The organism is Nostoc sp. 106C, from assembly GCF_002154725.1.
In the GTDB taxonomy this organism is placed as follows: Bacteria; Cyanobacteriota; Cyanobacteriia; order Cyanobacteriales; family Nostocaceae; genus Aulosira.
The window spans coordinates 75,517-89,906 of the sequence record NZ_MTAW01000066.1 but is presented as its reverse complement, the minus strand read 5'-3'; the positions used below and the strand labels follow the sequence as shown (position 1 = coordinate 89,906).

At 42.9% G+C, this 14,390-nt stretch carries 12 protein-coding genes; 8 read left to right on the top strand and 4 right to left on the bottom strand.

Translation table 11 applies throughout. From position 1 onward, the window contains the following. The first annotated feature begins 218 nt into the window (after positions 1-218). The 6 genes from BV375_RS06655 to purF all read left to right on the top strand — a co-directional run bounded on the left by BV375_RS06655 (position 219) and on the right by purF (position 5,265). Positions 219-530 (top strand): hypothetical protein, encoded by a 312-nt coding sequence (locus BV375_RS06655; protein WP_086758565.1) that lies wholly within the window; start codon positions 219-221, stop codon positions 528-530. Next, a complete protein-coding gene (locus tag BV375_RS06650) occupies positions 484-822 on the top strand; it encodes a type II toxin-antitoxin system death-on-curing family toxin (RefSeq protein ID WP_339376812.1) in 339 nt (112 codons plus the stop codon). Before BV375_RS06655 ends, BV375_RS06650 begins: the two co-directional genes overlap by 47 nt. 40 nt (positions 823-862) lie before the next feature. Continuing rightward, positions 863-1,096, top strand: a complete 234-nt coding sequence (locus tag BV375_RS06645; RefSeq protein WP_086758561.1) for a hypothetical protein — start codon at positions 863-865, stop codon at positions 1,094-1,096. A 41-nt stretch (positions 1,097-1,137) separates the two neighbouring features. Then, positions 1,138-3,495 (top strand): phosphoribosylformylglycinamidine synthase subunit PurL, encoded by a 2,358-nt coding sequence (purL, locus tag BV375_RS06640; RefSeq protein ID WP_086758559.1) that lies wholly within the window; start codon positions 1,138-1,140, stop codon positions 3,493-3,495. A 148-nt stretch (positions 3,496-3,643) separates the two neighbouring features. After that, the gene (locus BV375_RS38645; RefSeq protein ID WP_279432906.1) at positions 3,644-3,769 is read left to right on the top strand and encodes a hypothetical protein; all 126 of its coding nucleotides are present in this window, start codon (positions 3,644-3,646) and stop codon (positions 3,767-3,769) included. Next, positions 3,766-5,265, top strand: a complete 1,500-nt coding sequence (gene purF, locus BV375_RS06635) for an amidophosphoribosyltransferase (protein WP_086758557.1) — start codon at positions 3,766-3,768, stop codon at positions 5,263-5,265. Before BV375_RS38645 ends, purF begins: the two co-directional genes overlap by 4 nt. A 111-nt stretch (positions 5,266-5,376) precedes the next feature. Here purF and BV375_RS06630 read toward each other — a convergent pair whose 3' ends face one another. Further along, a complete protein-coding gene (locus BV375_RS06630) occupies positions 5,377-6,105 on the bottom strand; it encodes a Uma2 family endonuclease (RefSeq protein ID WP_086758555.1) in 729 nt (242 codons plus the stop codon). Positions 6,106-6,285: 180 nt separating this feature from the next. Here BV375_RS06630 and BV375_RS06625 point away from each other — a divergent pair, with 180 nt between their 5' ends. Both BV375_RS06625 and uvrA read left to right on the top strand, forming a co-directional pair. Next, the gene (locus BV375_RS06625; protein ID WP_086758553.1) at positions 6,286-10,140 is read left to right on the top strand and encodes a PAS domain-containing protein; all 3,855 of its coding nucleotides are present in this window, start codon (positions 6,286-6,288) and stop codon (positions 10,138-10,140) included. A 173-nt stretch (positions 10,141-10,313) separates the two neighbouring features. Further along, on the top strand, positions 10,314-13,223 hold the full coding sequence (uvrA, locus tag BV375_RS06620) for an excinuclease ABC subunit UvrA (RefSeq protein WP_086758551.1): 2,910 nt from the start codon (positions 10,314-10,316) through the stop codon (positions 13,221-13,223). A gap of 26 nt (positions 13,224-13,249) precedes the next feature. Here uvrA and BV375_RS06615 read toward each other — a convergent pair whose 3' ends face one another. The 3 genes from BV375_RS06615 to BV375_RS06605 form a co-directional block, all read right to left on the bottom strand. Then, entirely contained in the window at positions 13,250-13,630 is a 381-nt protein-coding gene (locus BV375_RS06615) for a GIY-YIG nuclease family protein (RefSeq protein WP_086758549.1), read from the bottom strand. A 153-nt stretch (positions 13,631-13,783) separates the two neighbouring features. Next, complete coding sequence (locus BV375_RS06610; protein ID WP_086758547.1) at positions 13,784-14,011, bottom strand: hypothetical protein; 228 nt, start codon at positions 14,009-14,011, stop codon at positions 13,784-13,786. Beyond that, positions 14,001-14,249: a hypothetical protein gene (locus BV375_RS06605; protein ID WP_086758545.1), complete on the bottom strand. Its 249-nt coding sequence runs from the start codon at positions 14,247-14,249 to the stop codon at positions 14,001-14,003. Before BV375_RS06605 ends, BV375_RS06610 begins: the two co-directional genes overlap by 11 nt. Between the last annotated feature and the right edge of the window lie 141 nt (positions 14,250-14,390).

The window sequence follows — 14,390 nt, the reverse complement described above, 5'->3', positions numbered from 1 at the left end:
TATCGTAGTGCGATCGCCGAAGGCGGGCGGAACGTCATCGCACTGTGGACTACCCACGCCTCTAAAGGGTATTTGGATAAAAGTTTGATGCGATTAATCCTTATTATTGTACGCCTTTTAACTATTTTGATGAATTCTTTATTTTTAGAATCGATTACACGAACGATGAGTAAAAATGATCCACAACGTCTTGTTGAAACAACAGCGAATAAGCAACAATGACAACAGAACAAAAGCACAGCAGTTATTTATCAGAAGCAGAAAACCGTTTACGTCAGCTTTCTTCTGAACGCTTGCGAGTAGCAGTTGCTTTTCTGGCTTATTTGCAAGAAACGGCAGAAAATCAGGTAAGTGAGGAACTGTTGAGTATTCCTGGTTTTGCTGCATCTTTCCGTAAAATCGAGAACAGCAAAGAAAAATTAGGGGATACTACCTCAAATGTGACTGCTGAGGATGACGAGGTATGGCAAGCTTATTTAGCTTCTGAAAAAAAATGGCAAGAGGTATATCGCCGCCTTTCAGACTCCTAGATTTCTTTCTAATTTCCAAGTTATCAAGATTCACGAACGCCAAATTGAGACATTTGGCGGTACTGCTGGTATCAAAGACGAAGGCTTACTTGATTCGGCCTTAGCTCAACGTCAGGCTACTTTTGGCGGTGAACTGCTTCATCCTACAATTTACGAGCAAGCAGCAGCTTATCTATACCATCTAGCGATGAACCATGCTTTTATCGATGGTAATAAACGCACTGCATTTGCTGTGATGGATACTTTTATTACATTGAACGGCTATAGTTTGAACTTGTCATACCAATTCTAGGAAAAAATGAGACAGATGCGTAGGTTGGGGAGCCACTCACGTGGGCGGGTTTCCCGACTTGAGTGAAGTGGCGTTTGAACTGAGTGAAACCCAACAATTACAAGACTTTGAAGTGTTGGGTTTTATTCCTCAACCCAACCTACATCCACATCATATTTTTTGTGAAATGGTATCAGCAGAAGAAACTTATAACATGGTGATTCGAGTAGTGCAGCGAGAAATTTCTAAAGAAGAATTATCTGCATTCCTCCAACTACACCTACAGCGCAATTAAACCGATAGAATAATGCTCTGTCCTTTTGGTGCATTATTTCCATGACCGCCAAATCCTCTGCTCCCTTTTCACCCAAAGAAATCGCCGCTGAAGGTTTGAAACCAGAAGAATATGAAGAAATTGTCCGACGGCTAGGGCGACATCCCAACAAAGCTGAATTGGGAATGTTTGGCGTGATGTGGTCAGAGCATTGTTGTTATAAAAATTCCCGACCTTTACTCAAACAGTTTCCTACGACAGGACCCCGCATTCTCGTTGGCCCTGGTGAAAATGCTGGTGTTGTAGATTTAGGCGATGGATTGCAACTTGCCTTTAAGATTGAATCCCATAACCATCCTTCAGCAGTTGAACCCTTCCAAGGCGCAGCCACCGGAGTGGGTGGTATCCTACGAGATATCTTTACAATGGGTGCGCGTCCCATAGCCTTATTAAATTCCTTGCGCTTTGGTTCCCTAGAAGATGCGAAAACCCAAAGGCTATTTCAAGGTGTTGTGGCTGGTATCAGCCACTATGGTAATTGCGTTGGAGTGCCCACAGTGGGCGGCGAAGTTTACTTTGACCCTGCTTACTCCGGGAATCCGTTAGTGAATGTCATGGCTTTGGGATTGATGGAAACCCCAGAAATCGTCAAATCTGGGGCATCGGGTATAGGTAACCCCGTGCTGTATGTTGGTTCCACCACCGGACGCGATGGCATGGGAGGAGCAAGTTTTGCTAGTGCAGAATTAAGTGATGGGTCAATAGATGACCGTCCCGCTGTGCAAGTTGGCGACCCTTTTTTAGAAAAGTCTTTAATTGAAGCTTGTCTGGAGGCATTTAAAACAGGTGCCGTAGTCGCTGCACAAGATATGGGTGCTGCTGGCATTACCTGTTCGACATCAGAGATGGCAGCTAAAGGCGGTGTCGGTATTGAACTAGATTTGGATAAAATTCCGGCGCGGGAATTAGGCATGGTTCCCTATGAATACCTGCTTTCGGAATCTCAAGAACGAATGCTGTTCGTTGCTCATCAGGGGCGGGAACAGGAGCTAATTGACATTTTTCACCGTTGGGGACTCCAAGCTGTTGTTGCTGGTACAGTGATTGCTGAACCGGTTGTGCGGATTCTCTTTGAAGGTGGAATAGCAGCAGAAATTCCTGCTGATGCGTTGGCAGAAAATACACCCTTGTATCATCGGGAATTGTTGGCACAACCTCCAGAATATGCCCGCCAAGCTTGGGAATGGACGGCTGATTCTTTGCCTCCCAGCACTACTGCGGGCATTGAAATTCAAGGAAGCTTACAAAGTTGGAATGATATTCTGTTAACTTTGCTTGATACTCCTACTATTGCTTCTAAAAGCTGGGTTTATCGCCAGTATGACCATCAGGTGCAAAACAATACTGTAATTTTCCCAGGTGGTGCAGATGCTGCTGTGGTGCGCTTACGTCCTTTAGAACCTCCCGTAAACGGAGGGGGTAAAAAAGCAGTGGCGGCGACGGTAGATTGCAATCCGCGCTATGTCTATCTTGACCCCTATGAGGGAGCTAAGGCAGTAGTAGCAGAAGCTGCACGCAATCTTAGTTGTGTGGGTGCAGAACCTCTGGCGGTGACTGATAACTTGAATTTCGGCAGTCCAGAAAAACCAATCGGTTACTGGCAATTAGCAGAAGCTTGTCGCGGTTTAGCGGAAGGGTGTCGGGAATTAGCTACACCTGTAACTGGTGGGAATGTTTCTCTTTATAATGAAACCCTTGATTCTCAAGGTAATCCCCAACCAATTTATCCCACACCTGTTGTCGGTATGGTGGGATTAATCCCAGATATCAGCAAAATTTGTGGTCAAGCTTGGCAAGCTGCTGGTGATGTAATTTATCTTTTAGGGTTGCTACCAACATCTGACGAAAGTTTGGGCGCATCCGAGTATTTAGCCACAATTCACGGCACTGTTGCTGGTAGACCGCCAAAGGTAGATTTTGACTGGGAACGTCGCATACAGAAAGTTTGCCGTGAGGGTATTCGTGCAGGCTGGATACGTTCGGCTCATGATTGTGCTGAGGGAGGCCTAGCTATTGCATTAGCCGAATCTTGCATTGCTGGTAAGCTTGGTGCCCAAATTACGTTAGAAATACTAGCCAATCAGCCAACACGCCTAGATACACTGCTATTTGGCGAAGGTGGTGGGCAGATTTTAGTGTCTGTGGCGTCAGAACAACAAGAAATTTGGGAATCCTACTTAGAAGAACATCTTGGTCAACAATGGCAAAAACTGGGTACAGTGACTAATTCTGGCGTTGGCTTGGGGGTTTTAACCTCTGATAACCAAACCTTAATAAACGCTACTATCAACGATATGATTGATCGCTATTCCCACGCGATCGCCAGACGTTTAGCAATCCATATTACTACCCCTAGTTAATTCGTAAAATCCCCCCTATGCGAATCGCTAACGTCAATTAGCATAATTACGGTACTGTTTTAATGGACAGTTAAAGTTTTATTAAGAAAACTCTAACTATCCACTCATATCAATTTTGGATTTAGATTTTGGATTTGGGATTGTAGAGATGTTGCTTACAACATCTCTACAATCCACGACGCTGATTCAGAAATCTCTAAAAATACTTCTAACCAAGTTGATATCGCCTAATCCCAGTGACTTGACACCACCACCAGGAGCAAAGCCAGCATGATTCCCTACGATTCCGTCACTCCGGACGACTACTCCCAACAGTCAAACAACCCAATTAATAGTCATGAAAATCGTCCCGACAAGCCAGAAGAAGCTTGTGGTGTTTTTGGAGTCTACGCACCAGGAGAAGATGTTGCTAAACTGACCTACTTTGGATTGTATGCACTCCAGCACCGGGGACAAGAATCAGCTGGCATTGCGACTTTTGAAGGTACAAAAGTACACTTGCACAAAGATATGGGCTTGGTGTCTCAAGTCTTTAACGAATCTGTGCTGAACGAGTTACCAGGTAGCCTAGCCGTTGGGCACACTCGTTACTCAACAACAGGTTCTAGCCGCAAAGTTAACGCCCAGCCTGCTGTGGTCGAGAGTCGCTTAGGTTCGTTAGCATTAGCACACAATGGTAATTTAGTCAATACTGTGCAGTTGCGTGAAGAGTTGCTGAAGAATAAATGCAACTTAGTGACAACAACAGACTCAGAAATGATTGCGTTTGCGATCGCCCAAGAAGTAAATACTGGTGCAAATTGGCTAGATGGTTGTATTCAGGCATTTCGCCGCTGCCAAGGAGCTTTTAGTTTAGTCATTGGCACTCCTGTTGGCATTATGGGTGTACGTGACCCCAATGGCATACGTCCTCTAGTAATAGGCACTTTACCTGGTGAGCCAGACCGTTATGTTCTCGCCTCCGAAACTTGTGGCTTAGACATCATTGGTGCGGATTACGTACGAGACGTACAACCAGGGGAATTAGTGTGGATTGACGAAGAAGGTTTAACTTCCGTTCACTGGCATCAGCAGCCTCAGAAGAAGTTGTGTATCTTTGAAATGATTTACTTTGCTCGTCCTGATAGCATCATGCATGACGAGAGCTTGTATAGTTATCGGATGCGGTTAGGGCGGCAACTAGCGGCAGAATCGGCGGTTGATGCCGATATCGTCTTTGGGGTTCCTGATTCTGGCATACCTGCCGCAATTGGTTTTTCTGAAGCTTCTGGTGTGGCCTATGGCGAAGGACTGATTAAAAATCGCTACGTCGGACGCACTTTTATTCAGCCAACCCAAACCATGCGCGAATCGGGCATCCGCATGAAACTCAACCCCCTGAAAGATGTACTAGCAGGCAAACGAGTGGTCATTGTGGATGATTCGATTGTTCGAGGAACCACTAGCCGGAAACTCGTCAAAGCCTTGCGTGACGCCGGCGCACTGGAAGTACATATGCGTATTTCCTCACCGCCAGTTACTCATCCCTGCTTTTATGGGATTGATACCGACACTCAAGATCAGTTAATTGCTGCTACCAAGTCAGTAGAAGAAATTGCCAAGCAGTTGGAAGTAGACACTCTCGCTTACCTGAGTTGGCAAGGAATGCTAGAAGCAACGCGAGAAGACACCAATAGTTTTTGTTCAGCCTGCTTTACTGGAGATTACCCTGTTCTTATTCCTGAACAGGTGAAGCGTTCTAAGTTGATATTAGAAAAAGTAGTGGTGTAGGGACTGGGGATTAGAGATTGGCTGACAAGGAAGATATGAGAAGGAGGACAAGGGGACAAGGCAGAAAAACTCTTGTCCCTTGACTTTTGACTCTCGGCTATTCACTCAAGCTTAAGCTTCGGGTTCTATTCCCAAAGCTCTTAACTGCTGTGCCAATCTTTCTGCACGCTGACGTTCTTGTTCTGCCTGTTGCCGTTCTTTAGTGGCTAACTCGGCTCCCCATAGTAATAGTTCGCCTTGCTCATCCCACCAACGCAACCAATAACCTGTACGATTTTCTCGGCTTCCTTGCCAGATACCCAAAAATAAGTTCATTTCAGCAATCCAGTAACGGTTATTTGCATCTGGTGATTGCAGTTGATAACGCCCGGAATTATCCCGTTGATAAACTTCTAAAACTCCCTCATCTGGTTCAAAAATGGCATAGTTTGGCACTTGTAAAACTTGCTCATAATAGAACCATTTACCAGGCGGATAGGTGGGTTTACTGGAATACTCTCCACCTTCGGTATCTGAGATAAACTCCATTACAATTACAGGAATATCCCCTTGGAGCCTTGGGGTATAACTGCGCTTAACTTCGGCTCGTGGTACACAAATAGATGGCACATATCCCCAATCTGGGGCTTTGACTACGAACTGACGATTTAAAGTAGCACAGATGCCATAGTTAGTTATGGTTAAAGCATCGGCTGGCAATCTCAGAGCCAGTTCCAAGCTTTCTGTAAGAGCCGCAGCAAGGGTAGGTTGATTAATGTTATCCACTGGCTCATCGTCTAAAACAAAATCATCTGGTAATTTTTCCCAGGTAACTTCATAGGTGGCTGCATTGGCGAGCATGGTGAGACTGCCTCGTTAGCGCAATCAATTTTAAGTCTATGGTATCGTTACACTTAATTTAATTCAGAAAGCGATCGCGCCACAGATCAGCAGTTAACTTGAGTTGATCGTACCCGAACACTATATTACTCAGGCCAGTTGCCCACGGTAAAATAGGAGTCTATCTCATCTAAAAGCAGTATGTTAAGAGTCCAGCGTTCACAGATGGAACGCTACGGTATTTCTATTTTGTCAGTCCTACTGGCGGTGCTACTGGGTTTATTGTTGGAACGACTGCTACAACTCAACGTTTTGTCACTTTTTTTTGCTGCTGTAGTCTTTAGTAGTTGGTACGGTGGATTTCCAGCAGGATTGGTGGCTACAGTCTTATCAATATTAGCTAATAATTACTTTTTTACACTGCCTATATACGTCTTTACCCTGAGAAATGGCTCTGAGATTCTAGACTTAGTTATATTTAGCACAGTATCGCTATTAATTAGTTCGTTAAATGCAGAACTACGTACTGCCAAGCAAGCATCTGAAGCAAAGCTAGCAAAACTTCAGATAAACTATGGTCGTCTGCTAGAAACAGCTAATGAGGGCATCTGGATATTTGACAGTAGCGGCAAGACAGAGTATGTCAACCAGCGTTTAGCTCAAATGCTTGGCTACAGCATACAAGAGATGATTGGTTGTTCAATTTTTGACTTTATGGAAAGTCAAGCTCAAATTGAAGTAGAGCAATTGTTAAGACAACAGGGGCAGAGCATTCAAGAAATCAACCAGCAATTTGATTTGCGTTTACGCTACAAAGATGGATCTAATATCTGGGCAATTGTCTCCACTAATTTCATTTTGAATCACAAAGGTGAATTTTGTAGTGCGATCGCCATGCTCACTGATATTACTAAACGCAAACAGACTGAAGCAGCCTTGAGAGAAAGTGAGGAACGGTATCGTTCTTTGGTAGTCGCAATCTCACAAATGGTTTGGACAACTGCTCCTGATGGACAGATAATTGATATGCCCGATTGGAGAGCTTACACAGGGCAAAGTCCAGAAGAAGTTAAAGGTTGGGGTTGGTTAGCTGCATTGCACCCAGAAGATCAAGAAAGAACTGCCAAAGTTTGGATGCAAGCCGTTCAGCAAAGAAGTATTTACGAAAATGAATATCGGGTACTTGGTGCAGATGGAATCTATCGTTATTTCTCTGCGCGTGGTGTACCAGTCGTGACAGAATCAGGCAAGATTCGGGAGTGGGTTGGTATTTGTACTGATATTACTTCTCAAAAGCAAATCCAAGATGATTTGCGTCAAAAGCAAGAGAGGTTAGATTTAGCACAAGCAGCAACGAAAGTTGGAAGTTTTGAGTGGAATATTCAAACTAATATCAATATTTGGTCAAAAGAGTTAGAAGCTCTCTACGGTTTAAAACCTGGTGAGTTTGGCGGTAGTTATGAAGAGTGGGCGAGATGGGTTCATGCCGATGATTTAGCTAAGGCAGAAGCAGATGTAATTGCTTCACTGAAAACAGGGGAATTGTTCACCGACTGGCGTGTGGTTTGGAAAGATGGCAGTATTCATTGGATGCACGCCAGAGCGAAAGTATTCTACGATGATGCGGGCAACCCCATACGCATGACCGGAATCAATGTTGATATTAGCGAGCGCAAGCAAGTAGAATTCGCCCTGCAAAACAGTGAAGCGATCGCCAAAGCACGGGCACAAGAACTGGAAACCTTCATGGAAACAGTTCCTGCTGCTGTCTGGATTGCTCGCGATCCGCACTGCCATTACATGACTGCAAATCGAACTGCTTATGAATTGATGCGGTTACCACCTGGATCGGTCTTAACAGCGACTCCTGCTGATGGACTATTTCCATTTCAGCTGAAGATCCAAAAAAATGGTCGAGATATTCCACCCCAAGAATTACCAATGCAACTAGCAGGTAGCACTGGACAGCCTGTTGAGGCGGAATTGGAATTTGTCTTTAGTGACGAGGATGTGCGATCAATTTACGGCAGAGCCGTGCCATTGCGAGATGAAGATGGTACTGTACGCGGCGTAATTGGAGCATTTCTAGATGTCACAGAACGCAAACAGATAGAGCAAGCATTGCGGGAAAACCAAGAACGCCTAACTCTAGCCCTGGATGCTGCGAAGATAGGATCGTGGGATTGGGATCTACAAACTAATGAGGTTGTATGGACTCCTTACCATGAAATGATTTTTGGATATGAGCCTGGAAACCCGCAACGGACTTATCAGGAATGGTCTAGCAAAGTCCATCCAGATGATTTGCCTCGCGTTGAGGTAACAGTTCAAACGGCAATGGCGAAGCAGCAAGATTATGAAGACGAATATCGAGTCATCTGGGTGGATGGTAGTATACATTGGGTATCAGCCTTCGGACGCTTTCAGTACAATCTACAAGGGCAGCCCATCCGGATGTTGGGAATGCTGTTTGAGATTACCGATCGCAAGCAAGCAGAAGTAGCACTTCGTCAAAGTGAATTAATCTTTCGCACATTAGCGGATACAATGCCGCAAATGTTTTGGATTACACAGCCAGATGGTTATCATGAATATTACAATCAACGCTGGTATGACTACACGGAGAAAACCTTAGAACAAACACGCGGTGAAGGATGGCAAGAAATTTTGCATCCCGATGATGTGCAACGCACAATCGCAGTTTGGCAAGATTCCCTACATACTGGGAGAACCTATGATATTGAGTATCGGCTTCTGCGTGCGGCTGATGGCGAATACCGCTGGCATTTAGGACGAGCATTTCCATTGCGAAATCAAGAAGGTCAAATTGTCAAATGGTTTGGGTCTTGCACGGATATTCACGATCAAAAATTGGTGATTGAGGAACGCGCCCAGGCTTTGGCAAGGGAACGCGCTGCTCGAATAGAGCTAGAAAAAGCTAGCCGACTGAAAGATGATTTTCTGGCGATTGTCTCTCATGAACTACGTTCTCCACTCAATCCGATTTTGGGTTGGTCAACACTTCTGCTTAATCGCCAATTAAATCCGGCAAAAACAACTCAAGCACTAGAAATTATTGAGCGCAATGCCAAATTACAAACAAGGTTAATTGATGATTTATTAGATGTTTCGCGCATTCTCCGTGGCAAACTCAGCTTAAATATCTGTGTAGTCGACTTAGTTGTTACTGTTGAAGCAGCCTTGGAAACTGTGCGTTTAGCAGCTGAAGCTAAATCGATTCAAATTCTGACCCAGCTTGATCCCGCTGTGGGCAAAGTACAAGGCGATCCCAGTCGTTTACAACAAGTAGTAGGAAACCTACTGACGAATGCTGTAAAGTTTACGCCAGCAGGAGGTAGAGTAGAAATCCAACTTCACCAAGTTGGCTCTGATGCCCAAATTCAGGTTACAGATACAGGCAAAGGAATTAGCCCTGACTTTCTGCCCTACGTATTTGAGCGCTTTCGACAAGCAGATGATGCAACAACACGAAAATTTGGTGGTTTAGGATTAGGATTAGCAATTGTCCGTCACATTGTCGAACTCCACGACGGTTCTGTGCAAGTCGCAAGCCCCGGAGAAGGACTAGGAGCAAGCTTTACGGTAACGCTACCTGTAATTACGGCTGTCTCGCCAAAAAGTGAGGATAAAGAATTGCTGAATGATTGCCCAAATCTTCAGGGTTTGCGGATAGTAGCTGTGGATGATGATGTTGATAGCCTAGATTTAATCACCTTTATCCTTAAAGAATATGGCGTTGAAGTTACAGCAGCTGCTTCAGCACGGGAAGCACTTGCAGCGATCGCCAAAATTCAACCAGATTTATTAATCAGCGATATCGCCATGCCAGATATCGACGGTTATACACTCATCCGCCAAGTTAGAGAATTGGAAGTATTGCACGGTGGAAGACTACCCGCGATCGCGCTCACAGCATTTGCAGGTGAAACTAACAATCAAAAAATTCTCACCGCAGGTTTCCAAAGGCACATTACTAAGCCTGTCGATCCAGATGAATTAGCAATAGCGATCGAGCAAGAACTTAAGAGTCAATAGTCAATAGTTTTTGTCATTTGCCATTTTCCTGCGTCGCTTCCTTCCTCTACCTAACCCCAAAGGTCGTAAAATCACTACCAAAATCAAACAGTACGGACGTTCTACTATAAGCCCGGTAAAGATAGTATTATTAAGGACTGTTTCACGCCGCTTCTCACAATCAGCTTGCCGATATGTCAGATCAAAAGCTAGCCGTATCCTTAAATGGACATCTTCCGCACTCCAGCCACAACAACCAGAATACGATTCGTATTCGGGGTGCTAGGCAGCATAATCTGAAAAATATTGATTTAGAATTACCACGCGATCGCCTGATTGTCTTCACTGGGGTTTCTGGTTCGGGTAAGTCTTCTTTGGCATTTGATACCATCTTCGCTGAAGGACAACGCCGCTATGTAGAATCCCTCAGCGCCTATGCGCGGCAATTTCTCGGACAGTTGGATAAGCCAGATGTGGAGGCGATTGAAGGCTTAAGTCCAGCAATTTCCATCGATCAAAAGTCTACATCTCATAACCCCCGTTCCACTGTCGGCACTGTAACAGAAATTTACGATTATTTGCGGCTGTTATTTGGCAGAGCGGGTGAACCTCATTGTCCGATATGCGATCGCTGTATTTCACCGCAAACCATTGATGAGATGGTAGATCGGATTATGGAATTAAGCGATCGCACCCGCTTTCAAATCCTCGCCCCGGTAGTTCGCGGCAAAAAAGGCACACACCGCAAATTATTATCAAGTCTTGCTTCCCAAGGTTTTGTGCGGGTGCGTGTTGATGGCGAAGTCAGAGAACTGTCTGATTCGATTGAGTTAGATAAAAATTTCAATCACACTATTGAAGTAGTAATTGACCGCTTAATCAAGAAAGATGGCATTCAAGAACGTTTGGTAGATTCCCTATCTACCTGTCTCAAACTATCAGATGGAATTGCCACTATTGTCATCACTCATGACAAAGGACAAATGACAGATGACCAAGGACAAATAGAAGAAGAATTAGTATTTTCAGAAAACTTTGCTTGCCCAGAACATGGGGCAGTAATGGAAGAATTATCACCGCGATTATTCTCTTTTAATTCTCCTTATGGTGCTTGCCCTAACTGTCATGGTCTAGGCAGTTTAAAGCGCTTTTCACCAGATTTAATAGTACCTGATAGTGAAGCGCCAGTCTATGCCGCAATTGCACCTTGGTCAGAAAAAGATAATTCTTACTATTTAGAATTGCTTTATAGTGTGGGGCAAGCTTACGGGTTTGAGTTACAAGTGCAATGGGGGAAACTGTCAGCAGAACAGCAACAGATTATATTGCATGGAGAGGAAGCCACTACCGCAGCCCAGAAAAAGCAGAGTTTTAAAGGCGTAATTCCCATACTGCAAAGGCAATATGAAGGCGGTTCGGAGCTAATTAAGCAAAAATTGGAAGATTATTTAATCGATCAGCCTTGTGAAGTTTGTAGTGGTAAAAGATTAAAACCAGAAGCCTTAGCTGTGAGATTAGGGCAGTACCAAATCTTAGATTTAACTGGAGTATCAATTCGGGATTCTCGCCAGAAAATAGATCAGTTAAAATTGAGCGATCGCCAATTTCAAATAGCTGATTTAGTTCTCAGAGAAATTAAAGCCAGATTGCAATTTTTATTAGATGTAGGGTTAGATTACCTCACCTTAGACCGTCCCGCAATGACCCTTTCTGGTGGAGAAGCACAGCGAATTCGTCTGGCCACACAAATTGGTTCCGGGTTAACAGGAGTTCTCTACGTTTTAGATGAACCAAGTATTGGTTTGCATCAACGAGATAATGGCAGATTACTCAAAACTTTAACTAAATTACGCGATTTAGGTAATACCTTAATCGTAGTTGAGCATGATGAAGAAACTATTCGTGCAGCTAACCACATTGTTGATATTGGCCCTGGTGCAGGAATTCATGGCGGAAATATTGTCGCCCAAGGTGATTTGCAGGCGTTGCTAACAGCAGAAGATTCTTTGACAGGTGCTTATTTATCAGGAAGAAGAGTAATTACTACACCAGCAGAACGCCGCGAAGGAAATGGGCGAAGTTTAGTAATTCACAATGCCTATCGCAATAATCTCAAAAATATCGACGTAGAAATTCCCTTGGGTAAACTTGTCGCCGTCACTGGTGTTTCTGGTTCTGGAAAATCTACCTTAATTAACGAATTACTCTACCCAGCATTGCAACACCATCTAACTAAGCGAGTTCCTTTACCAAAAGATTTGGAAGAAATTAAAGGTTTAAGTGCTGTTGATAAAGCCATAGTTATCGATCAATCTCCCATTGGAAGAACACCACGTTCTAACCCTGCAACTTACACAGGCGTTTTTGATGTCATTCGGGATGTATTTTCCCAAACAGTAGAAGCTAAAGCCAGAGGTTATAAACCCGGACAATTTTCTTTTAATGTTAAAGGTGGACGTTGCGAAGCTTGTAGTGGACAGGGTGTAAATGTCATTGAAATGAACTTTTTACCCGATGTTTATGTGCAATGTGAAATTTGTAAAGGTGCGAGATACAATCGCGAAACATTACAAGTTAAATACAAAGATAAAAGCATTTCTGACGTTCTCAACATGACAGTTGAAGAAAGTTTAGACTTTTTCCAAAACATTCCCAAAGCTGTAAATCGCTTACAAACTTTAGTTGATGTTGGGTTGGGTTATGTCCAACTTGGTCAACCTGCAACCACCTTATCTGGTGGTGAAGCACAGCGAGTTAAATTAGCAACAGAATTATCTCGACGCGCTACAGGTAAGACGCTTTATTTAATAGATGAACCCACAACAGGGTTATCTTTTTATGATGTGCATAAGTTGCTGGATGTAGTGCAACGTTTAGTGGATAAAGGTAATTCTATTTTGGTAATTGAACACAACTTAGATGTAATTCGTTGTGCAGATTGGGTAATAGATCTAGGACCAGATGGTGGCGACAAAGGCGGAGAAATAATTGCGGCGGGAACACCAGAAGAAGTGGCAAATAATTCTATGTCTTACACTGGAGAATATTTACGTCAAGTGTTGCAGCAGTATCCACCACAAGCAATTACTATGAAAAATAGATAGAGCAGATTATAGGTTCAGCGTACTTTTCAACACGGTCTTTCACTCTTTTCTGTTATTTTCTCCAGGCATAATTCAGCAATTTTTAGTTGTAATTCAAGAATACCTTTATAGCTTAATTCCTCTGCTAGTTGAAGTATTTGTTCAAAAACCATGTCTCTTACAACATTTTTTACTAGATTTTCATTCAGTTCAAACCATTCATGTTTTGCTTTATAGCTTTTATACTTACGATGTAAATACTTTTCAATAACTCTACTATTAGTGACTTCTATATGATGAATTGGTTGTACATAATAAGGCGCATCTGTTCCTCCTAATTTTTTAAATCTTTGATCAATATTCTTAGTTATTCCGATTTTATATCTGTTAGTTTCTCCACTTTGAACTAAGTAAACAAATTCTGGCATATTTACAAAAATATTATTTGTATACTGTTTTTACAAAGTAAATCTATTCTGTAATATTACTACATAATTTTTATTAATTATGTCCCCTACTAATTATTTCAATAAGCCTTAACTTTATCAAGTAGCTGTTTAATGCTGCGTTAATTAAAATTTCTAAACATGATATGCAGTCAATACAGTATTTTTATCGGGACTATAAATAGATTCAACCCTTGGATAATCATCGTGCGACCACCATACTTTTATTCTCCCACCTTGCGCTGGTGCAGTTCCTACTTCAGAATATCCAGCGTTAATCATCAGTTTTTCAAACTCGCTTGACGGTAAAGTTGTACTGGTAAATGCTGCTATACCCTGTATTGTGTGTTTATCAAGCGTCATAGCTACCCTGATAACTTGTAAATATTTTGTATCCAGGTAGTACTATCCCGATACCTGTAGAACTGTGAATTTTACCAGGATATTTGTACGGGTTATCATCGGGTATTGTACCGCCAATTCTAATAGTGAAATATGGACACCAAAAATATAATCCTGGTATCAGTAAGTCCATACTATAGGCGATAGCTCTAAGGTTTTCGTTAGTAGTTTTAACTTCTTTTTCACGTTCAGTTTTCATTTTTACTCATCCTCAGTATTTTTACTTTTTCTGTAACCACCCCTAGTTTTATCTAAAGGGATGTCATCATTATCAATAATACCTATTGCTTTTAGAGAGTTAAATAATCATCTTTTAACCAGCTATTATCCAAAACATCGT